Source organism: Alistipes sp. i18-0019-D1, from assembly GCF_042852885.1.
Lineage (GTDB): Bacteria > Bacteroidota > Bacteroidia > Bacteroidales > Rikenellaceae > Alistipes.
The window spans coordinates 3,287,828-3,306,829 of the sequence record NZ_AP031424.1 but is presented as its reverse complement, the minus strand read 5'-3'; the positions used below and the strand labels follow the sequence as shown (position 1 = coordinate 3,306,829).

Annotated in this window: 17 protein-coding genes; 6 read left to right on the top strand and 11 right to left on the bottom strand. The window is 60.9% G+C overall.

Translation table 11 applies throughout. From position 1 onward, the window contains the following. Positions 1–188 precede the first annotated feature (188 nt). Together ACGHP5_RS13765 and ACGHP5_RS13760 are read right to left on the bottom strand one after the other, a co-directional pair. A complete protein-coding gene (locus ACGHP5_RS13765) occupies positions 189–740 on the bottom strand; it encodes an NADH peroxidase (RefSeq protein WP_044053933.1) in 552 nt (183 codons plus the stop codon). A 122-nt stretch (positions 741–862) separates the two neighbouring features. Then, positions 863–1,795: a DUF5106 domain-containing protein gene (locus ACGHP5_RS13760; protein ID WP_390567278.1), complete on the bottom strand. Its 933-nt coding sequence runs from the start codon at positions 1,793–1,795 to the stop codon at positions 863–865. Positions 1,796–1,932: 137 nt separating this feature from the next. Between ACGHP5_RS13760 and gadC the strand changes: the two genes are divergently transcribed. Together gadC and glsA are read left to right on the top strand one after the other, a co-directional pair. After that, positions 1,933–3,474, top strand: coding sequence for a putative glutamine/gamma-aminobutyrate antiporter GadC (gene gadC, locus ACGHP5_RS13755; protein WP_337658007.1), 1,542 nt, complete (start codon positions 1,933–1,935; stop codon positions 3,472–3,474). 8 nt (positions 3,475–3,482) lie between these two features. Then, positions 3,483–4,466: a glutaminase A gene (gene glsA / locus ACGHP5_RS13750; protein ID WP_390567276.1), complete on the top strand. Its 984-nt coding sequence runs from the start codon at positions 3,483–3,485 to the stop codon at positions 4,464–4,466. Positions 4,467–4,547: 81 nt separating this feature from the next. Here the strand turns inward: glsA and ACGHP5_RS13745 are convergent, their stop codons facing one another. From ACGHP5_RS13745 to ACGHP5_RS13705, 9 genes are all read right to left on the bottom strand, one after another. After that, a complete protein-coding gene (locus ACGHP5_RS13745; protein ID WP_390567274.1) occupies positions 4,548–5,102 on the bottom strand; it encodes an outer membrane beta-barrel protein in 555 nt (184 codons plus the stop codon). Positions 5,103–5,221: 119 nt separating this feature from the next. Continuing rightward, positions 5,222–6,301, bottom strand: a complete 1,080-nt coding sequence (locus ACGHP5_RS13740) for a glycoside hydrolase family 99-like domain-containing protein (protein ID WP_337773334.1) — start codon at positions 6,299–6,301, stop codon at positions 5,222–5,224. Positions 6,302–6,435: 134 nt separating this feature from the next. Next, a complete protein-coding gene (locus ACGHP5_RS13735) occupies positions 6,436–8,160 on the bottom strand; it encodes an acyl-CoA dehydrogenase family protein (RefSeq protein WP_390567272.1) in 1,725 nt (574 codons plus the stop codon). Positions 8,161–8,162: 2 nt separating this feature from the next. Further along, complete coding sequence (locus ACGHP5_RS13730) at positions 8,163–8,876, bottom strand: DUF5041 domain-containing protein (RefSeq protein ID WP_295905562.1); 714 nt, start codon at positions 8,874–8,876, stop codon at positions 8,163–8,165. 2 nt (positions 8,877–8,878) lie between these two features. Further along, positions 8,879–9,898 carry an electron transfer flavoprotein subunit alpha/FixB family protein gene (locus ACGHP5_RS13725; protein ID WP_290533445.1) on the bottom strand — a complete coding sequence of 340 codons (1,020 nt, stop codon included), beginning with the start codon at positions 9,896–9,898 and terminating at the stop codon, positions 8,879–8,881. Between the two features lie 12 nt (positions 9,899–9,910). Beyond that, a complete protein-coding gene (locus ACGHP5_RS13720) occupies positions 9,911–10,792 on the bottom strand; it encodes an electron transfer flavoprotein subunit beta/FixA family protein (RefSeq protein ID WP_390567269.1) in 882 nt (293 codons plus the stop codon). Between the two features lie 274 nt (positions 10,793–11,066). Next, entirely contained in the window at positions 11,067–12,332 is a 1,266-nt protein-coding gene (locus ACGHP5_RS13715) for an adenylosuccinate synthase (RefSeq protein ID WP_390567267.1), read from the bottom strand. A 234-nt stretch (positions 12,333–12,566) separates the two neighbouring features. After that, positions 12,567–13,175 carry a leucine-rich repeat domain-containing protein gene (locus ACGHP5_RS13710; protein ID WP_337755924.1) on the bottom strand — a complete coding sequence of 203 codons (609 nt, stop codon included), beginning with the start codon at positions 13,173–13,175 and terminating at the stop codon, positions 12,567–12,569. Between the two features lie 8 nt (positions 13,176–13,183). After that, positions 13,184–13,519 carry a hypothetical protein gene (locus ACGHP5_RS13705; protein WP_290533449.1) on the bottom strand — a complete coding sequence of 112 codons (336 nt, stop codon included), beginning with the start codon at positions 13,517–13,519 and terminating at the stop codon, positions 13,184–13,186. A gap of 150 nt (positions 13,520–13,669) precedes the next feature. On the opposite strand from ACGHP5_RS13705, the gene ligA reads away from it, so the two are divergent. The 4 genes from ligA (at position 13,670) to ACGHP5_RS13685 (ending at position 18,890) form a co-directional block, all read left to right on the top strand. Further along, on the top strand, positions 13,670–15,697 hold the full coding sequence (ligA, locus tag ACGHP5_RS13700) for an NAD-dependent DNA ligase LigA (RefSeq protein ID WP_337772978.1): 2,028 nt from the start codon (positions 13,670–13,672) through the stop codon (positions 15,695–15,697). Positions 15,698–15,764: 67 nt separating this feature from the next. Further along, positions 15,765–16,655, top strand: a complete 891-nt coding sequence (gene dapA / locus ACGHP5_RS13695; RefSeq protein WP_390567265.1) for a 4-hydroxy-tetrahydrodipicolinate synthase — start codon at positions 15,765–15,767, stop codon at positions 16,653–16,655. Between the two features lie 28 nt (positions 16,656–16,683). Beyond that, positions 16,684–17,421: a DUF4919 domain-containing protein gene (locus ACGHP5_RS13690; RefSeq protein WP_290533451.1), complete on the top strand. Its 738-nt coding sequence runs from the start codon at positions 16,684–16,686 to the stop codon at positions 17,419–17,421. Next, positions 17,418–18,890, top strand: coding sequence for a clostripain-related cysteine peptidase (locus ACGHP5_RS13685; protein WP_290533452.1), 1,473 nt, complete (start codon positions 17,418–17,420; stop codon positions 18,888–18,890). The genes ACGHP5_RS13690 and ACGHP5_RS13685 overlap by 4 nt, the downstream gene beginning before the upstream one ends. The last annotated feature ends 112 nt before the right edge of the window (positions 18,891–19,002 follow it).

Genomic DNA, 19,002 nt, shown 5'->3' with positions numbered 1-19,002 from the left:
AAGTCCGGCCCGAACAAGCAGGAAGATTTCCGGTCGGAGCGGGACAGACGCCCGGCTCCGATAAGTTTTTGATTTTAAGCGAACGAGTTTCGTACGTCGCGAAGAACGGGACGAATGGATAGTACTGAAGTACATTCCATTCGTCCCGTTCGAGGGATGTGCGGAAATAGCCGCTTACAAATCGAAAACTACTTGAAGTAGCGCTTATAAAGCCCTTCGAAACCCTTGCCGTGACGGGCCTCGTCCTTGGCCATCTCGTGTACGGTGTCGTGAACGGCGTCGAGGTTCTCCTCCTTCGCCATACGGGCCAGACGCATCTTGTCCTCGCAGGCGCCGCACTCGGCGTTCATGCGCTTTTCGAGGTTGGTCTTGGTGTCCCAGACGACCTCGCCGATCAGTTCGGCGAACTTCGAGGCGTGCTCGGCCTCCTCCCAGGCGTAACGTTTGTAAGCCTCGGCGATCTCGGGATAACCCTCGCGGTCGGCCTGACGGCTCATCGCCAGATACATGCCCACCTCGGTGCACTCGCCCATGAAATGATTCTGGAGACCTTCCCAGAGTTCCTTGCTGGCGCCCTTGCCGTCGCCGATCTTGTGTACCGTTACGAAATCCAAGTCGCCTTCGGCCTCAACGAGTTCTACGAACTTCTCCTTGCCTACCTTGCACATCGGGCACTGGTCGGGTGCCTCGGGACCTTCGTGAATGTAACCGCATACGGTACAACGCCATTTCTTTGCCATAATCTTCTACTGTTTAATGTGTGTGATTGTATTCTGTTTGTGATACAAAGGTAGCAAATCCGGGCGAAGTACGTATAAATTTCCGATTGTCTTTTCTGATGGCGGGATAGGCTGCGCTTATATCAGCTGCGGCGATCTATTACCTCTTCGATTTGGGCTACGTCGGCCGAATCCTTCACCAGCACCCGCTTGCGGCTGTCCAGCAGATACAGGGCCGGAATGGCGTGGAGGTCGTAAAGGCTCTTTTCGCGGACGACACACCCCTTGTCGTAGGCATTGATCCACGACGCCGGAATGCGGTCGCGGTAGTCGCGCCACTCCGTAAGGTCCTCGTCCGGGTAGAGCGCCAGCACCTTCAGCCGCCCCCGCTCGATCATCTCCGAAAGCATCGGCGACGAGGTGATCGCCTCGCGGATTTCACGGCACATCGCACAGCCGGGATTGTTGATGAACAGCAGCACGTATTCGGCTTTCAGCCCGTAGAGCGTCCCCGAGGCGCCCGAGGCCAGCGTGTAACGGAAATCGTTGGCGGGCTGGCCCAGGCGGTTCTGCATGGCCATTTCGAGGTCGTACTGCGGGGCGATGCGCTCGTACTCGTCGTAGAAGGGGCTGGCGAGCTGCGCCCGGAGCACGGGAATGTAGAACTCGTCGTTGCGCAGCGGCGAGTTGGGATCGTGGAGCACCGTCTGGGCGAGCATCGCGAAATAGTCGAGCATCGGCTTCGACGACGAAGCCCGGCGCATCAGCAAATCCATCGGCGCGGAATCCGCCGGACGGTCGGAGAGCACCGCAATGTAGCGCGCAAAGGACTCGATCATCTGCACGGTGTCGGCCTTGGAGACGAAAAGCGTGTCGGTGAAGTCGAAGCGGTCCCAGTAGTGCCGGCGGAGATAGTCGCGCTGTTCGTCCGGAGAGAGTCCCGCAGGGGCGATGGCCGGAAGAAAAACCCGCGGACGGGGTGCCGAAGCCGCCGTCTCCTGCGAGGGAGCGCTCCGGCGGCGGCCGCACGCGGCGACGCACAGGGCCGCCAGAAGGATGATCAGGATGCGTTGCATGGTCATGGATATTATTTGTACGCAAAGATAGAAATTTCCGGCAACAATCGTGCACCCGAGGCCGTAAAGGAGGCTTCCCGGCGGTTTTGCACGGTAGTTGCAACACCCAACAGCGACAAAAACCAAATCAATTCATTATGGATGTAAAGAAAACTACCACAAGCACAGGTTTCAAATTGAGTGTCATGACACTGGCAATTATGAACGTGACTGCCGTAGTGAGTCTGCGCGGGCTGCCTGCCGAGGCGGTCTACGGACTTTCGTCGGCATTCTACTACCTGTTTGCAGCCATCGTGTTCCTGATCCCGACGGCGATGGTCGCCGCCGAGCTGGCCGCGATGTTCTCCGACAAGCAGGGCGGCGTATTCCGCTGGGTCGGCGAAGCCTACGGCGCACGCACGGGATTCCTCGCGATCTGGCTGCAATGGATCGAGTCGACGATCTGGTACCCGACGGTGCTGACCTTCGGCGCCGTGTCGATCGCATTCATCGGCATGAACGACACGCACGACGCGGCGCTGGCCTCGAACAAGGTCTTCACGCTCTGCATGGTGCTGGCCATCTACTGGATCGCCACGCTGATCGCCCTGAAAGGTCTGGGATGGGTCGGGAAAATCAGCAAATGGGGCGGTATGATCGGTACGATCATTCCCGCGGGCCTGCTGATCGTGCTGGGCATCATCTACATTTCGACCGGCGGACACAACCACATGGACATGTCGCAGGGTTTCTTCCCCGACCTGTCGAAATTCAGCAACCTCGTGCTGGCAAGTAGTATCTTCCTGTTCTACGCGGGTATGGAGATGATGGGTATTCACGTCATGGACGTGAAAAATCCGTCGCGGAACTACCCCAAGGCCATCATCATCGGTTCGCTGGTCACGGTGCTGATCTTCATCCTGGGAACCTTCTCGCTGGGCCTGATCATCCCCGCCAAGGACATCAGCCTCACGCAGTCGCTGTTAGTCGGATTCGACAACTACTTCCACTACCTCCACATTTCGTGGGCCGGCCCGATCATCGCCATCGCCCTGATGTTCGGCGTGCTGGCAGGCGTGCTGACCTGGGTGGCGGGTCCCTCGAAGGGTATCTTCGCCGTGGGCAAGGCCGGTTACCTGCCCCCGTTCTTCCAGAAAACCAACAAGAACGGCGTACAGAAGAACATCCTGCTGATCCAGGGCTGCGTCGTGACACTGCTGGCGCTGCTGTTCGTCGTGATGCCCTCGGTGCAGTCGTTCTACCAGATCCTCTCGCAGCTGACCGTGCTGCTGTACCTGATCATGTACATGCTGATGTTCTCGGCCGCCATCGTCCTGCGCTACAAGATGAAAAACACGCCCCGTCCGTTCCGCCTGGGCAAAAAGAACGGCCTGATGTGGTTCCTCGGATGCCTCGGATTCTGCGGCGCACTGCTGGCCTTCGTGCTGAGCTTCGTGCCGCCCAGCCAGATTTCGACCGGCAGCAACACCGTCTGGTTTTCGGTGCTGATCATCGGCTGCGTGGTGGTCGTAGGCGCCCCGTTCGTCATCTACTCCATGCGAAAGCCGTCGTGGAAAGACCCCGAAGCCGCCGCCGACTTCGCTCCCTTCCACTGGGAAACGCAGGCCAAGGTCGCAGCGCCCGCAGCAGCGCCGTCGCAGGGCCAGCCTTCCGCCAATAACAACCAATCAATGAAATAAGCAACAACATGATCCAGAAAATCGACAAGAAAGCGGTTCAGGATGCCGTGCAGATGGCATACGACCGCTGTAAAAACGAAACCGGCGGCAAGAACGCCGACTATATCCCCTACCTGGCCGATGTGCCGTCGAACCTCTTCGGCATCGCGGCCTGCCTGCCCGACGGCGACATGGTGGCCGTGGGCGACACGGACTACAGATTCGGCATCGAGTCGGTGTCGAAGGTTCCCACGGCGATCCTCGCCATGAACCAGTACAGCGGACAGGAGGTGCTCGACAAGATCGGCGCCGACGCCACGGGACTCCCCTTCAACTCGATCATGGCCATCCTGCTCGAAAAGGACCACCCCTCGACGCCGCTGGTCAACGCCGGAGCCATTTCGGCCTGCTCGATGGTCAAGCCCGTGGGCGACAGCGACGGAAAATGGAAAGCCATCGTCTCGTTCATCGCCGGACTCGCGGGATCGGACGTCGAGGTGATCGACGAACTCTACAAATCGGAGACGGCGACCAACTTCAACAACAAGTCGATCGCGTGGCTGCTGAAGAACTACAACCGCATCTACGACGATCCCGACATGGCGCTGGACATCTACACGCGCCAGTGCTCGATCGGCGTGACGGCCAAGCAGCTGGCTACGATGGCCGCGACGATCGCCAACAGCGGCGTGAACCCCGTAACCAGAAAGGCCGTGTTCAAACCCGAGCTGACGCCCAAGATCGCCTCGATGATGGCGACCGTGGGATTCTACGAGCACACGGGCGACTGGCTCTTCACGACGGGACTTCCGGCCAAGACGGGCGTGGGCGGCGGCATCATGGGCGTCGTGCCGGGCGTGATGGGCGTTGCGGCGTTCGCGCCCCCGCTCGACGAGGCCGGCAACTCGGTGAAGGCCCAGAAGGCGCTGGCGTTCATCGCCGGACACCTCAACCTCAACGTCTTCGGCACGACGCGCTGCGTGATGGCCGAGAAAGAGGCCGTGAAGGCGTAAAACTCCCCGCGGGGAGACCCGCCGGCGAAAAGGGGCGCATCCCGCAAGGAATGCGCCCCTTTTCCGTGTCCGGAAGGCGTGTCAGAAGCGGTAGCGGGCGCCTACCAGCAGACAGCCCGACGTACCGATACCGGCCTCGGCATAGGCCGCGATGCGTCCCCCGACTTCGACACCGACAGGCGACACCTGGAAGGCGAACTGGGTGGATTTACCGCTCTCGCTCCCGACCTCGGACTTGGAGAACGTGGCTCCCGCACCGAGGCGCGAGTAGAACGAAACCACCTGGAGATTCAACCAGTTCCACTTCACGTTGGGCAGCAGCGACCAGTAGCGGTTACGGATCTCCGAGCCGGCGCCCCTGATCTCCTGCGTGTTCGAGGAGTAGACGACCTGCGCACCGAGGCGCAGGCTGCCGATCAGGCGGAAGCTGTAACCCACGGTGACGGCGCCCCACCCCTTGAGGTCGGTATTCGCATTCGTGAAAAGCCCGGTCAGCATATCGCTGTACGAGTCGATCCAGTCGGTGACGGGAGCGACGCCGTAGGACACCGAAACCTCGCTGCGGCGCGATCCCTGGGCAGCGGCGGGAACGGCCATCACGACAACGGCCGCCGCCATCAGCAATTTCTTGATCATTTTTCGCTGTTTTTCAGGTTTTACGACTACGAATATAGCAAAAATCCCGCAACGAAGCCAATCCGTTCAACGGACAGCCGCACAACAGGCACGGAAAGGGGAAAATTCATCACGAACAATCATTCGTCCGCGATCTCCCGCCGGATGGCTTCGAGATACCCGCGTCCCCATTTCAGGTCCGGCTCGACATAATTTCCCTCGGCCCATTCGTTCCAGGATTTCAGCAGGATGACCCGGTGTTCGGGAGCCTTCCCCCGGACCATTTCCACCGCCTCCCGGAGGTGTTTCCCGAACAGTTCTGGCGTGGAATCCGTCACGATCCACCCCTCTCTGCCGCTGCGCGGCGTATGGTCCCAGTTCGGAATGACCGAGGGGAAGACGTTCTCCCGGGTGTCTTCGTCCCTGTCGAGAAAACAGGCGGCCATTCGTTCATACGGGTAATTGAGCGGAATCTTCCGCCAGCGGTCGAATTTTACCCGCTGCCGTTCGAAAAACGAATGCTTCACATTGAAATACCCGACCAGCCGCAACGGATTGACGGCGTCGACTCCCGTCGAGAAAATGGCCTCGACATTCGGAACCGGGGCGTTGTCGTGCCCGACGAAATAGATTCCCGGCAGGCCGTTCTTTTCGGCCAGCTCCCGCCACGTGGCGATGAACACCTTCACCTCGGGGTCCGCCAGCGGTTTATAAATCATGAACAGCGGCTTGCCGTCCACCGTAATGTAACGATGGTCCCGGAAAGCGGGCAGCACGGCCCGGAAATGCGCCGTATAGTCTTCGACGCCTCCGTAAAGCTGTTCGATCAACATGTTCCGGTTTGTAATCCCGTGGGCGAATCCCCGCCAGCTTTCATTGGCCCAGGCCAGCGCAAACGGGAAATCGGGTTCGCCGCAGGCCAGCACCTCGTTGAAGGGGCGTTCAAGCAGCCGTTTGCCGTTACCGAACCAGTAATGCCAGTAGACGAAGCCCTCGACACCGTATTCGCGGGCCATATCCGCCTGCGCCTGTCGCGTCTCGGCGACCCGCAGGTCGTAATACCCCAGATCGGCCGGGACACGGGGCTGATAGTGATTCCGGAAATACCGTTGCGCCTTACCCACGTTCGTCCACTCGGTAAAGCCCTTTCCCCACCACAGGTCGTTCTCCGGGATGGGGTGAAATTGAGGCAGATACAATGCCAGTAATCGTGCTTTCATACGCTATTAGACAATCGTTTCCGGATTCCGGAGCGGATTGCGGCCCCCCCCGCACCGCAAGGCCGCGCCCCGTCAGGAAAAACGATGCGGAGGATTGTTCAGGATCCTCCGCATCGTATCCGGTTTGAGTGTGTTTAAAACTCGTTTTCGACGGCTTTGAACAGCGCGACGTCCTCCGTCGTGGAGTTCATCACGTAGGTATAGGCCTCCGAAATCTTCGCCTCGGCCATTTTGCAGAACACGCGCGCCGAAGCGGCATACTCCTCGACCTGGCCGGCCTGACGGGCCAGCAGGTAGGCGATGATGATGTGTCCGGCGGTCTCCACCAGACGGCGGGCATGGAAATCCTTGAATCCGCAAACCTCCTTGTCGCCGGCCTCGACGCGGGCCTGCATCTCCGAGAACTTCACGGTCAGCTCCTTGAGCTTCGTAACCACGGGGCACATGGCCTCCGGATAGCTCTCGGCGGCATAGCGCTCGATCTGCTCCAGGAACGTACCCTTCGTCACGGCGTTGATGGCCGCAACGACCTGCAGCTGCGAGGTTCCCTCGTAGATGTTCATGATGCGGGCGTCGCGGTAGAGGCGCTCGCAGGGATAGTCCTTCATGAAGCCCGAGCCGCCGTGGATCTGGATGGCGTCGTAGGCCAGCTGGTTGGCGTACTCCGACGAGAAGAGTTTCACCAGCGGGGTGAAGCCGTCGGCAAGGCGGTTGTAGAACTTCATCTCCTGGCGCTCCTCCCCCTCGAGCTGCCGCTCGTGGGCGATGTGGCCGTACTGCTTGTAGACCTCGACGAAACGCGCGGTTTCGTACAGCAGCGCACGCACGCCCTGCACCTTGGCCTTCATGTTCGAGAGCATCTCCGAAACGGCGGCGAACCGGATGATCGGCTTGCCGAACTGGGCGCGCTCGTGGGCGTATTTCAGGCCCTCGCGGTAAGCGGCCTCGCAGAGACCCACCGACTGTGCGCCGATGCCCAGACGGGCGGCGTTCATCAGCGACATCACATATTTGATAAGGCCCATCTTCCGGTCGCCGACCAGCTGCGCCGGGGCGTTCGTGAAGACCAGCTCGCACGTCGGCGATCCCTTGATGCCGAGTTTGTTCTCGATGCGGCGCACCTTCACGCCGCCGTCGCGCTTGTCATAGACCAACATCGAAAGGCCGCGGGCGTCGGTCGTACCCTCTTCGGTACGCGCCAGCACGAGCGAAACCTCGCCGTCGCCGTTGGTGATGAAACGTTTCACGCCGTTCAGCAGCCACGTCTGCTTCTCCTCCGACCAGGTGGCCTTGAGCATCACCGCACCGAGGTCCGAACCGGCGTCCGGCTCCGTGAGGTCCATGGCGCACGTCGCACCCGCCGAAACCCAGGGCAAATATTTTTGCTTGAGTTCTTCGGAAGCAAATTCGTTCAGCGTCTCGGCGCAGTCCTGCAATCCCCAGATGTTCTCGAAGCTGGCGTCCGCACGGGCCACCATCTCGTTGGCCATCACGAAGCAGATGAGCGGGAAGTTCAGTCCGTCGTACTTGCGCGGGAGCGTCATGCCGCTCAGCCCCGCGTCCACGACGGCCTTCATGTTCTCGACCGTACCCGAAGCGTACTCCACGTGGTCGCCGACGACCCGCGGGCCTTCGTGGTCCACACCCTCGGCGTTGGGGGCGATCACCTCGCCGCAGACCTCGCCGGCGATCTCCAGCACGCGGCGGTAGTTGTCCATCGCGTCGTCGAAATCCTGCGGTGCATAGTCGTAGAGGTCCTTCTCCGCGAAACCGCGCTCTTTCAGCTCCACGATCTTGCGCATCAACGGATGCTGGAGGTGGAACTGCAAATCCTTGTTATCTGAAAAGAAATTAGCCATAATTAGTTGTTTTTAAGATTCGTAGGCTCCTGTTTTGGGGAAAATTCAATACCTATGACATAGAAGTGGGGAATGTTGCCGACAATTTCGCTCGACAGGTCCGGCGCGATCTCGTTCTCACCGCAGAAACGGAACAGATTGTGCTCCGCATCGAACCACATCGAACCGTAAAAGACCAGAGGAATGAACTTTCCGGCCTCGAACGAGTCGATCTCGAACGGACGGGTGCGATACTTGGTAAGCGTATAACCGCTCGACGAAGTCACGCTGCGGAGCTTGAGCCGCTGACTGGCCTCCCGCATCTCCGGGATACTGAAATTCAGCATCGCCGTCGAATCCGTCCCCGAAGGATAGAATCCGATCGTCAGTTTCTTCGCCAGCATGTAAATACCCGCCTGCGGATCAGCCATATCTTCGGGCAGGATTTCACCGCGCATCTCCTCGGGAAAATCGCTTACGAGCAGTTTGTTAGGCCCGCAGGGAAACTTCCGGGAATGAATCTCCCCGCCCGATTCATACTCCTTGATATATACCGTCATGTCATAGCGGCCCGGTCCTTCGAGTAGTTCCGACAAGTCGAAACCGAACGCCTCGTAACCGGCGGCTTCCAGCAGAGAGCGGAAGTCGTCGAACCCGACAGGCCGGCTCTTGATCTGCTGTCCGGAAACGGATACAGTGAGAAGAACCGTACAGATTACCGTCAGGAGCCTGCGCATCGCTATTTCGAGTTTTGTTTGTAGTATTTGATCATCTTGGGGATAATCTCGTTGACGTCGCCCGTGATGGCGTAGTCGGCGATCTTGTTGATCGGGGCTTCGGGGTCCGAGTTGATCGAGATGACCATCGACGACTGGTCCATGCCGGCCGTGTGCTGGATCTGGCCCGAAATGCCGCAGGCGATGTAGAGCTTCGGACGCACCGTGACGCCCGTCTGGCCCACCTGGCGCGCATGCTCCGTGAAGCCCGCGTCGACAGCGGCGCGGCTGGCGCCCACTTCGCCGCCCAATACGTCGGCCAGTTCATGCACCAGCCTGAAGTTCTCCCTGGAACCCATACCGTAGCCGCCGGCGACGATGATGCCTGCGCCCTTGATGTCGATTTTGCGCTCCTCGATCTGGCGGTCGATGATCTTCACCGCCAGGTCCGCGTCCTTGACGAATTTCTTCCAGTCGATCGCCTTCACCTCGCCCGCTCCGGGCTGTGCGGCGTACTCCTTGCGCATCACGCCCTCGCGGACGGTGGCCATCTGCGGACGGTGGTCGGGGTTGACGATCGTGGCGATGATGTTGCCGCCGAAGGCCGGGCGGATCTGATAGAGGAGGTTCTTATACTCCGTGCCCGTCTTGGCGTCCTTGTGGTCGCCGATTTCGAGCTGCGTGCAGTCAGCCGTCAGACCGCTGTGCAGGGCCGAAGATACGCGGGGTGCGAAGTCGCGGCCCACGGGCGTGGCGCCGAACAGCGCGATCTGGGGCTTCTCCTGCCCGATCAGACCGCACAGGACCGCCGTGTGGGGCAGCGTGCGGAATGGGGAAAACAACTGGTCATCGGCGACCCAGACCGTATCGGTCCCGTATTTGGCCAGTTCCTTTTCAATGCCGGCGAGGTTGTGGCCCAGCACGACGGCTTCGAGTTTCACACCGAGCGTCGTGGCCAGTTCGCGGCCTTTGGTAAGCAGTTCGAGACTCACGTCGGCGACCTTGCCGCCCTCCATCTCGATATATACGAATATGTTGTTCATCTCCGGAGCGTATTAACCGAGCGTGTGGCTCGCAATCAGTTCAACCATAAGTTCATTGATGTCGTTGTCGGCGGCGGTGAGTTTCTTGGCCTCCTTGGCGGCGAAAACCACGTTCTCGATCTTTTTGACCTTCGTGGGCGAACCCTGGAGGCCGAGCTGTGCGGGATCGGGATCGACATCGGCGGCGGCCCACTCCACGATCCGGAGGTACTCCTTCGCGGCGGCGCGCTGCCCGGCGGGCGACTCGGGAGCCGCGGCGATCTCCGAACCGGCCAGCGCGCCCTTGTACTTCATCACGCGCTTGGCATTGCGCGGACGGCACTCGGCGGCCGAGGCGTTGACCGTCACAACGGCCGGAATCGGGCACTCGACGACCTCCGTGCCGTGCTCCAGGCGGCGCTTGATGACCAGCGCGCCTTCGCGGACTTCGAGAATCTCCTCGGCATAGGTCACCTGCGGAAGGCCGAGTTTCTCGGCGACCTGCGGGCCTACCTGCGCCGTGTCGCCGTCGATGGCCTGACGGCCTGCGAAGATCACGTCGGGGGCGATTTTCTTCAGCGCGCACGAAAGGGCGTAGGAGGTGGCCAGCGTGTCCGAACCGGCGAACTCGCGGCCCGAAAGCAGGTAGCCGCCGTCGGCCCCGCGGAACATCGCGTCGCGGATGATGTCGGCGGCGCGCTGCGGACCCATCGTAAGGATATGGACCGTGGAACCTTCGACGCGGTCCTTGAGCCGCAGGGCGGCTTCGAGCGCATTGAGGTCCTCGGGATTGAAGATGGCCGGAAGCGCCGCGCGGTTGACCGTCCCTTCGGGGGTCATCGCGTCCTTGCCTACGTTGCGGGTATCGGGAACCTGCTTGGCCAAAACGAGAATTTTAAGGTTTTGTTGTTGCATATAAGTTAAGTATGTTACAATTATTGTCTGTCATTTTTCTGTCGAGCGTCGTTATCGCGGCGTTCCGCCGCGTTTACAAGTCTGACCCTCCCCTAAATCCCCTCCTCGCGGAGGGGACTTGTCGCGACGCAGCCGGATTGTCAGCCGTAATACGGACGGAAATTACGCAAAAACGGCACAGCGCAACACCCCTAAAACCCGGCTTTTCAAGCGGGCGGGAGCGCGGAACCGAACGATAGCAAAACAACCTGCCGGCGCCCTTAAAAACCCGTTCTTAACGGGTGATGGTTTCGCCGCGGTCGGGTCCCACGGAAATGATCTTCACGGGGACGCCCGTCTGCCGCTCGATGAACTCCACGTAGCGTTTGAACGCCTCGGGGAACTCCTCGTAGCTGCCGTACCGGCGCAGGTCGCATTTCCAGCCCTCGAACTCGGTGTAGACCGGGCGGAGGTCGTCGGTGATCTCATAGGGGAATTCCGAAGTGCTGCGGCCGCCGATCTCGTAGGCCGTGGCCACCTTGATCGTGTCGAAATCGTTCATCACGTCGGATTTCATCATGATCAGCTGCGTCACGCCGTTGACCATGATCGAATATTTCAGGGCCACCATGTCCAGCCATCCGCAGCGGCGCTTGCGGCCCGTCACGGCGCCGAACTCATGGCCTACGCGGCACAGTTCGTCGCCCATCTCGTCAAACAGTTCCGTGGGGAACGGTCCGCTGCCCACGCGCGTACAATAGGCCTTGAAAATGCCGAAGACCTCGCCGATGCGGTTCGGGGCGACGCCCAGTCCGGTGCAGACGCCCGCGCAAACGGTGTTCGACGAGGTGACGAACGGATAGGAACCGAAATCCACGTCGAGCAGCGTGCCCTGTGCACCTTCGGCCAGGATCGACTTGTTCTGCGCGAGGCAGTCGTTGACGAAATATTCGCTGTCGATGATGTGGAAGCGGCGGAGGTACTTCACCGCCTCGAACCACTGCTTCTCCAGTTCGGTGATGTCATATTGGTAACCGAGGCTTTTCAAAATCTTCTCGTGGCGCGCCTTGGCCGCGGCATAGATGCTTTCGAAATCGGGACTCAACAGATCCCCGACGCGCATGCCGTTGCGGCTCACCTTGTCGGTATAGGTGGGACCGATGCCCTTGCCCGTCGTGCCGATCTTGGCGCTACCCTTCGCCGCCTCGTACGCAGCGTCGAGCATGCGGTGGGTGGGCAGGATCAGGTGGGCTTTCTTCGAGATGCAAAGCTGTTTGGTCAGATCGTGGCCGCTGGCAGCCAGCGCTTCGGCCTCCTCGCGGAAGAGGATGGCGTCGATCACCACGCCGTTGCCGATGATGTTGGTCTTGCCGCCCTGGAAAATGCCCGAAGGAATCGAGCGGAGCACGTATTTCTCGCCGTTGAATTCCAACGTGTGACCGGCATTGGGACCGCCCTGGAAACGGGCCACCACCTCGTAACGGGGCGTCAGCACGTCCACGACCTTCCCTTTGCCCTCGTCACCCCATTGCAGGCCGAGGATAACGTCAACTTTTTTCATTGTATCCGGTTCTGTTTTATGTTTGCAAAAGACATTTTTTGCATCCAAAGGTACGAATTATTATCCGAAACGCCCAAGCCGTGCGGCGGACTTTTCAACAAATTATAAAGAAAAACCGTCCGGAAAGGACGGTGTTTTGTCGAAAAAGGGAAAACAATGCGTCCAAAAGCGGAGCCGCTCCATCCGGAACGAAAGTCCTCCCAACGGCCCGGCGGGTCGTTTCCTGCCGTGAAATCAGTTGCGGACGAGCTCGGTCGGGCCGTTGAAGCCGACGTTCTGCGAGGCGAGGCAGTAAACCGTCGCAAGGGCGGGATTGCCGCGCACGTCGGCACGCAGCCCCGAGGCGCAGGAGGTCAGATCCAGCGACCCCGCAAGGGCATTATCCGGACAAAGAAGCGTTGCGAGCGAGGCGTTCGACTGCAGGTCGAGGCGCGGCAGCGAGTTGCCGCCGCAATCGAGGTACGTGAGGCCGCGCAGGCCGTTCACGTCGAGCGACACGAGGTCGTTGTCCGAGCAGTCGAGCCATTCGAGGCGCGTCATCGTGACGTCCAGCTGCGTGAGCGCGTTGCCCCGGCAATCGAGCCGTTCCAGACGCGAGAACTCCTTCAGGTCGGAGAGCGACGCGATGCCCCGTTCCGGGCACTCCATGCCGCGGACACGCTGCGCCTCGTAGCGCGAGATGCGTCCGTCGCCATCGACGTCGAATGCGCCCAGGCAGTAGGCCTCGAACGCCTTGTCGTAAAATGTCAGGTAGATGTACTTGTTCTCCTCGTCGTGCTCGTCCTCGGCAAGGCCGCAGGCCGTCGAGAGCAGTACGAGCAGGGCGGGAAAGGCGCGAACCATAGGCAGCGTCAGATATTCACGTCGTCGTCCGAAGCGTCCGAAACATCCGAGCTGTCGTCGTCGCCCTGAATGTCGTCGGCTCCCTTGATCTCGTCGTCGTAATAGTCCTTATCGTCGTCTTCGTGCGAATTGTCGTCGATCTTCACGTCGACCTTCACCATGTAAGCGATCTCGTCCGTATCATAGGGGACGGCATAGAAAAAATCGCCGTTGGGTTTGTCGACACGGATCATCGCATCGGTGAACCCCAGCGGGTATTTCGCCTTCACAGCCTCCTGCAACTCGGGGCTGAGGTTATGAAAACTCGTCGCAATATGTTTCTTCACGATATTCTGTTTAGCCATGTTAGTGTCTCGAAATTTTTTGCAATTATAAGCAAAATTTGAATATCGCACCACATCTGCAATTTTTTTTTGCATTTTTTTTGATTTTACACCAAATTCACCCGTTGTTAAAGACAAAATATGTAACTTTACCCACGTTATTTTAGGATTATGGTACGCGAACGGATCGAAGAGCTGCGCCGGCAGCTCGAACTGCATAATTTCAAATATTACGTCGAAAACGCCCCCGAAATTTCGGATTTCGAGTTCGACGCGATGATGCGCGAACTTCAGGACCTGGAGCGCGCACACCCCGAATACGCCGACCCCAACTCGCCTTCGGTGCGCGTGGGAAGCGATCTGACGGCCGAGTTCCAAACCGTCAAGCACCGCTACGCGATGCTGTCGCTGGGCAACACCTATTCGCTCGAAGAACTGCACGAGTTCATCGGCCGCATCGAGCGCGAAGCCGGGGCGACGGACTACGTCTGCGAACTGAAATTCGACGGCACGGCCATCTCGCTCACCTACGAGCACGGGCGGCTCGTGCGCGCCGTGACGCGCGGCGACGGTGTCGAGGGCGACGACGTGACGGCCAACGTGCGCACGGTACGCACGGTGCCCCTGCGCCTGCGGGGCACGGACTGGCCCGACCACTTCGAAATCCGCGGCGAGATCCTGATGCCCTACGCCTCGTTCGACCGCCTCAACGCCGAGCGCGAGGCCAACGGCGAGCAGCTCTTTGCCAACCCGCGCAACGCCGCCGCCGGGACGCTCAAGCAGCAGTCGTCGGCCGTGGTGGCCCGGCGCGGGCTGGACTGCACGCTCTACCAGCTGGCGGGCGACGATCTGCCGTTCACGACCCACTGGGAGAGCCTCGAAAAGGCCCGCCAATGGGGGTTCAAGGTCTCGGACGCGGCGCGCATCTGCCGCAGCGCCGACGAGATCGACGCATTTATCGAACACTGGGACACGGCGCGCCGCCGCCTGCCCTTCCCGACGGACGGCGTGGTGATCAAGGTCAACGACTTCGCCGTGCGGCGCCAGCTGGGATTCACGGCCAAAGCCCCCAAGTGGGCCGTGGCCTACAAGTTCAAGGCCGAGCGGGCCGCGACGCGGCTCGACAGCATATCGTTCCAGGTCGGCCGCACGGGCGCCGTCACGCCCGTCGCCAACCTCGAACCCGTGTTGCTGGCCGGGACCACCGTGCGTCGCGCGACGCTGCACAACGCCGAGCAGATGGCCCAGCTGGATATCCGCCCGGGCGACACGGTCTACGTCGAGAAGGGCGGCGAGATCATTCCGAAGATCATCGGCGTGGACCTCTCGCAGCGTCCCGCCGACAGCCGGCCGTTCCGCTACATCACCGTATGCCCCGAGTGCGGAACGCCGCTGGTGCGTTACGAGGGCGAGGCCAAGCACTACTGCCCCAACCAGGGCGGATGCCGGCCCCAGATCATCGGGCGCATCATCCACTTCATCCGCCGCAAGGCCCTCGACATCGAGGGGCTGGGCGAGGAGACCGTCGAACTGCTCTACGAAAACGGACTCGTGCGCGACGTGGCGGACCTCTACGACCTGCGGGCCGAACAACTGGCTCCCCTGCCCCGGCTGGGCGAGAAGTCGGCCGACAACATCATCCGCTCGGTGGAACGCTCGAAGACGGTCCCCTTCCAGCGCGTGCTGTTCGGGCTGGGAATCCGTTTCGTGGGCGAGACTACGGCCAAATACCTCGCCGAGCATTTCCGCTCGCTCGACGCCGTGATGCGGGCCACGCGCGAGGAGCTGGTCGAGGCCGACGAAGTGGGCGGACGGATCGCCGACGCCATCATCGAATACTTCGCCGAGGAGGACAACCTGCGGATCATCCGCCGCCTGCGCGCCGCGGGGCTGCAATTCGAAGCCGAAGCGCGCCGCCTGGCGTCGGAGGCGCTGGCGGGCCGGAGTTTCGTGGTCTCGGGCAAGTTCACGCGGAGCCGCGACGAAATGAAGGAGCTGATCGAGCTGCACGGAGGCCGAAACCTCGCGGCGGTGTCGGGCAGCGTCGACTACCTCGTGGCAGGCGACAAGATGGGACCGGCGAAGCTCAAGAAGGCCGAGAAGCTGGGCGTAAGGATCATCTCCGAGGAGGAGTTCATCCGGATGGTCGAGGGCGGCGGCCCGGCAGAGGAGACCGCGCAGCAGGGAGAGCTTTTTTGACAGGCGTAAGACGCCTGCTTTACGGACAACCGCGACAAACCGATATAACGATAATAAGACATACACTATGCTACGACACAAACTTTCCGGCGTAGGCGCCGCCATGATCACCCCGTTCACCGAAGAGGGCCGCGTGGACTACAAAGCGCTGGCCCGCATGATCGACTACGTGATCGAAGGCGGCGTGGACTACATCGTCGCACTCGGAACCACGGCCGAAACCCCCACGCTCTACATGCCCGAACGCGCCGTGATCGCCATGTTCATCACCAACCAGATCGCAGGCCGCGTGCCGCTGGTGATGGGCTGCGGCGGCAACTCCACCTCGGAGGTGCTGGACCAGCTGCGCGAATTCGACCTGCGGGGCGCCGACGCCATCCTGAGCGTGACGCCCTATTACAACAAGCCTTCGCAGGAAGGTCTCTATCAGCATTTCCGCACCGTCTCGGAACATTCTCCCCTGCCGGTGATCCTCTACAACATCCCGGGCCGCTCAGGCGTCAACATGACCGCCGAGACCACGCTCCGCTGCGCCGCCGACTTCCGCAACGTCATCGGTATCAAGGAGGCGTCGGGCGACATCTGCCAGATGCAGCGCATCCTGGACAACCGTCCCGAGGGATTTCTCGTGCTGTCGGGCGACGACGGCATGACGCTCTCTCTGATGCGCCGCGGGGGCGACGGCGTGATCTCCGTGGCGGCGAACGCCTTCCCGCAGCGGTTCATGGAGTGTGTGAACCACGCCAAGGCGGGCGACTTCGACGCGGCGGAAAAAGCCTACGCCACGCTGGACGAAGCCGTGCACGCGCTCTTCGAGGAGGGCAACCCCGTGGGCGTGAAGTGCGCCCTCTCGGTGATGGGACGCATCGGCGACACGATGCGCCTGCCGCTGGTCGCCGGATCGGAAAAACTCCGCGCGAAGTTCGAACGACTGATCGCCAGATACGATTTGCGCTGATTTTGCGTTTGTACCGGAAACGACCGCTATGAAACGATTGCTGCTTCTCCTGTTGCTGGTTCCGGCGCTGGCCGCCGCCAGGGTCCCCGACGAGGACATGATCCTCGACCGGACGATGGACGCCCAGTCCGCGTTCTACTACCCCGCGCTGATGATGCGCTACAACGCGGGCGACGCGACGCTGACCGACGAGGATTACCACTACCTCTACTACGGATACGCCTACCGCGACGACTACAAGCCGCTGGCCGTGAACCCCGACCTGGACAAAATGCTGATGCTGGCCTCGGGTATCGACCCCGACAAACCCGACAGGACCGCGCTGGAGACGATGGTCTCGGTGGGGAACGACGCACTGAAACGCGATCCGTTCAGTCCCAAAATCCTCAACCTCATGTCGTTCGCCTACGGTGCGCTGGGCGACAAGGAGCAGGAAAAAGCCTGGTCGGACCGCATGAACGGCGTCATACGCACGATCCTCGACTCGGGCGACGGATTCACGCAGAAGACCCCGCGCCACGTGCTGATGTTCGACCATGCGCTCGACGTGCTGGCCGCCGAAGGACTCTCCTTCGGCAAGGCGCGCATCGTCAGCCGCACGGTGGAGTTCGTGCCGCTGATCGTTCCCTATGTGGTCGAGGGCAAGAAGCGCAAGGGATTCTATTTCGATTTCAGCCGCGTCTATTGGAACAAGCCCGAAGGCTACACCTACCAGCGCGACCGCACATGGCAGTTCAACAACCTCAAACCCCGCACCTATAAATGATCCGCATTTTCCGGCATACGCTCTGCCTCGCCCTGCTGCTGACGCTCGCGGCCTGCGAAAAAGACCGCGAACCGCGAATCGAGGTCTCGACGGGAGAGGTTCATCTCCCGGGCGACGCTTCGTCCGGGGCGGCGTTCACCGTGTCGGCCGAAGAACCGTGGACGCTGTCGTATACCGGAGAGGGATTCACCGTGACGCCGGCCGGCGGCGCCCGCGGAGAAACGACGGTCACGGTGACCGCCACTGAAATCAACTCCGCCAAGGCGCGCCGGAAGCTGGGCACGATAACCGTCCACTACCCCGCCAACATGGGCGATTACCCGGTCGAGGTCTACCAGCGGCCCGCCGTGGCGACGCAGACCCTCCTGCTGTACATGCCCGGGCGAAGCCTGATCGCCTATTACGAGCACAACATCGAAGGCATCAGCGCAGCCGTGACGAACCGAATTCCGGGCGACGGGCGCATTCTGGTCTGCTACCAGCCCGAGAAACATTCGTCGGCCGTCCTGCAGGAGATCCGTTACGACCCGGCGACGGACCAGTGCCAACGCACGACGCTGAAAACCTACGACGGTTTCAACGCCGGCAATCCGGAAAAGGTGCGGCAGCTGTTCGCCGATGCGGCGGAAACGGCCCCGGCACAACGCTACGGGCTGATCATCGGCTGTCACGGCAAGGCGTGGATTCCGGCCGCCAGCGGTTCGATCCCCTACTCGTTGCAGCGTCCCGCAGAGGACGACGTATGGGCCACGGCCCCGGGAGCCAAGCAGACCCGTTCGTTCGGCGACAAGGGCTACGAGCTGGACATCACGGAGTTGAACGCGGCATTCGAAGCGCAGCGGTTCCGTTTCGACTACCTGATCTTCGACGACTGCTTCATGGCCAACATCGAGACGCTCTACGACCTGCGTTCGACCGTCGGCTACGTCGTGGCATCGCCTTGCGAAATCATGGGCGACGGATTCCCCTATGACCGGATTATCCCCCACCTGTTCGAGGAAACGGCTGTTTCGGAACGGCTCGCGAAAACCTGTCGGGAGTTCTGGAACCTCTACGAAAACGAATACCAGAACACAATCTGGAAGGAGCAGTCGGGCTGCATATCGCTGGCCGTCCTGTCGGAACTGGACGGCCTGGCCGGGGTGATGCGGCGCATCAACGAAAAGGAGAAACAGCCGTTCGAACTCTCGGAATTGCAGTATTACAAGGGCGGCAGCACCCCGCTTTTCTACGACCTGGGGCACTACGTCGGATTGAGCTGCGGCGATCCGGCGCTCGTCGACGAATTCACGGCGCAGCTGGACCGGGCGTTCCCCGCCGACAGCCGTCTTCACACGGCGCGCTTCTACTCGGCATACGGGCAGGGCAACCACGAGGTTCATCACTATTCGGGCGTCTCGGTGAGCGAGCCCTCGCCCCGGTACGCCGCCGAAAACCGGTTGACGAACTGGTATCGGGACACGCATTAGACGCTCGGACAAATTCGGAATTCTGTTTCAGAGACGCAGGTTCCGGCCGCTTCCGATAAATTTCGATCCGTCCGGTGCAGATACCGTGCATCGTGAAAAATCCCCGGATGGG

Bases quoted from the DNA above. Each gene is read 5' to 3' on its own strand.
- ACGHP5_RS13725 (WP_290533445.1), bottom strand. From the start codon at position 9,898: ATGAACAACATATTCGTATATATCGAGATGGAGGGCGGCAAGGTCGCC.
- ACGHP5_RS13740 (WP_337773334.1), bottom strand. From the start codon at position 6,301: ATGAAAGCACGATTACTGGCATTGTATCTGCCTCAATTTCACCCCATC.
- ACGHP5_RS13705 (WP_290533449.1), bottom strand. From the start codon at position 13,519: ATGGCTAAACAGAATATCGTGAAGAAACATATTGCGACGAGTTTTCAT.
- ACGHP5_RS13710 (WP_337755924.1), bottom strand. From the start codon at position 13,175: ATGGTTCGCGCCTTTCCCGCCCTGCTCGTACTGCTCTCGACGGCCTGC.
- ACGHP5_RS13730 (WP_295905562.1), bottom strand. From the start codon at position 8,876: ATGCGCAGGCTCCTGACGGTAATCTGTACGGTTCTTCTCACTGTATCC.
- dapA (WP_390567265.1), top strand. From the start codon at position 15,765: ATGCTACGACACAAACTTTCCGGCGTAGGCGCCGCCATGATCACCCCG.
- glsA (WP_390567276.1), top strand. From the start codon at position 3,483: ATGATCCAGAAAATCGACAAGAAAGCGGTTCAGGATGCCGTGCAGATG.
- gadC (WP_337658007.1), top strand. From the start codon at position 1,933: ATGGATGTAAAGAAAACTACCACAAGCACAGGTTTCAAATTGAGTGTC.
- ACGHP5_RS13760 (WP_390567278.1), bottom strand. From the start codon at position 1,795: ATGCAACGCATCCTGATCATCCTTCTGGCGGCCCTGTGCGTCGCCGCG.
- ACGHP5_RS13690 (WP_290533451.1), top strand. From the start codon at position 16,684: ATGAAACGATTGCTGCTTCTCCTGTTGCTGGTTCCGGCGCTGGCCGCC.
- ACGHP5_RS13745 (WP_390567274.1), bottom strand. From the start codon at position 5,102: ATGATCAAGAAATTGCTGATGGCGGCGGCCGTTGTCGTGATGGCCGTT.
- ligA (WP_337772978.1), top strand. From the start codon at position 13,670: ATGGTACGCGAACGGATCGAAGAGCTGCGCCGGCAGCTCGAACTGCAT.
- ACGHP5_RS13735 (WP_390567272.1), bottom strand. From the start codon at position 8,160: ATGGCTAATTTCTTTTCAGATAACAAGGATTTGCAGTTCCACCTCCAG.
- ACGHP5_RS13720 (WP_390567269.1), bottom strand. From the start codon at position 10,792: ATGCAACAACAAAACCTTAAAATTCTCGTTTTGGCCAAGCAGGTTCCC.
- ACGHP5_RS13765 (WP_044053933.1), bottom strand. From the start codon at position 740: ATGGCAAAGAAATGGCGTTGTACCGTATGCGGTTACATTCACGAAGGT.
- ACGHP5_RS13715 (WP_390567267.1), bottom strand. From the start codon at position 12,332: ATGAAAAAAGTTGACGTTATCCTCGGCCTGCAATGGGGTGACGAGGGC.
- ACGHP5_RS13685 (WP_290533452.1), top strand. From the start codon at position 17,418: ATGATCCGCATTTTCCGGCATACGCTCTGCCTCGCCCTGCTGCTGACG.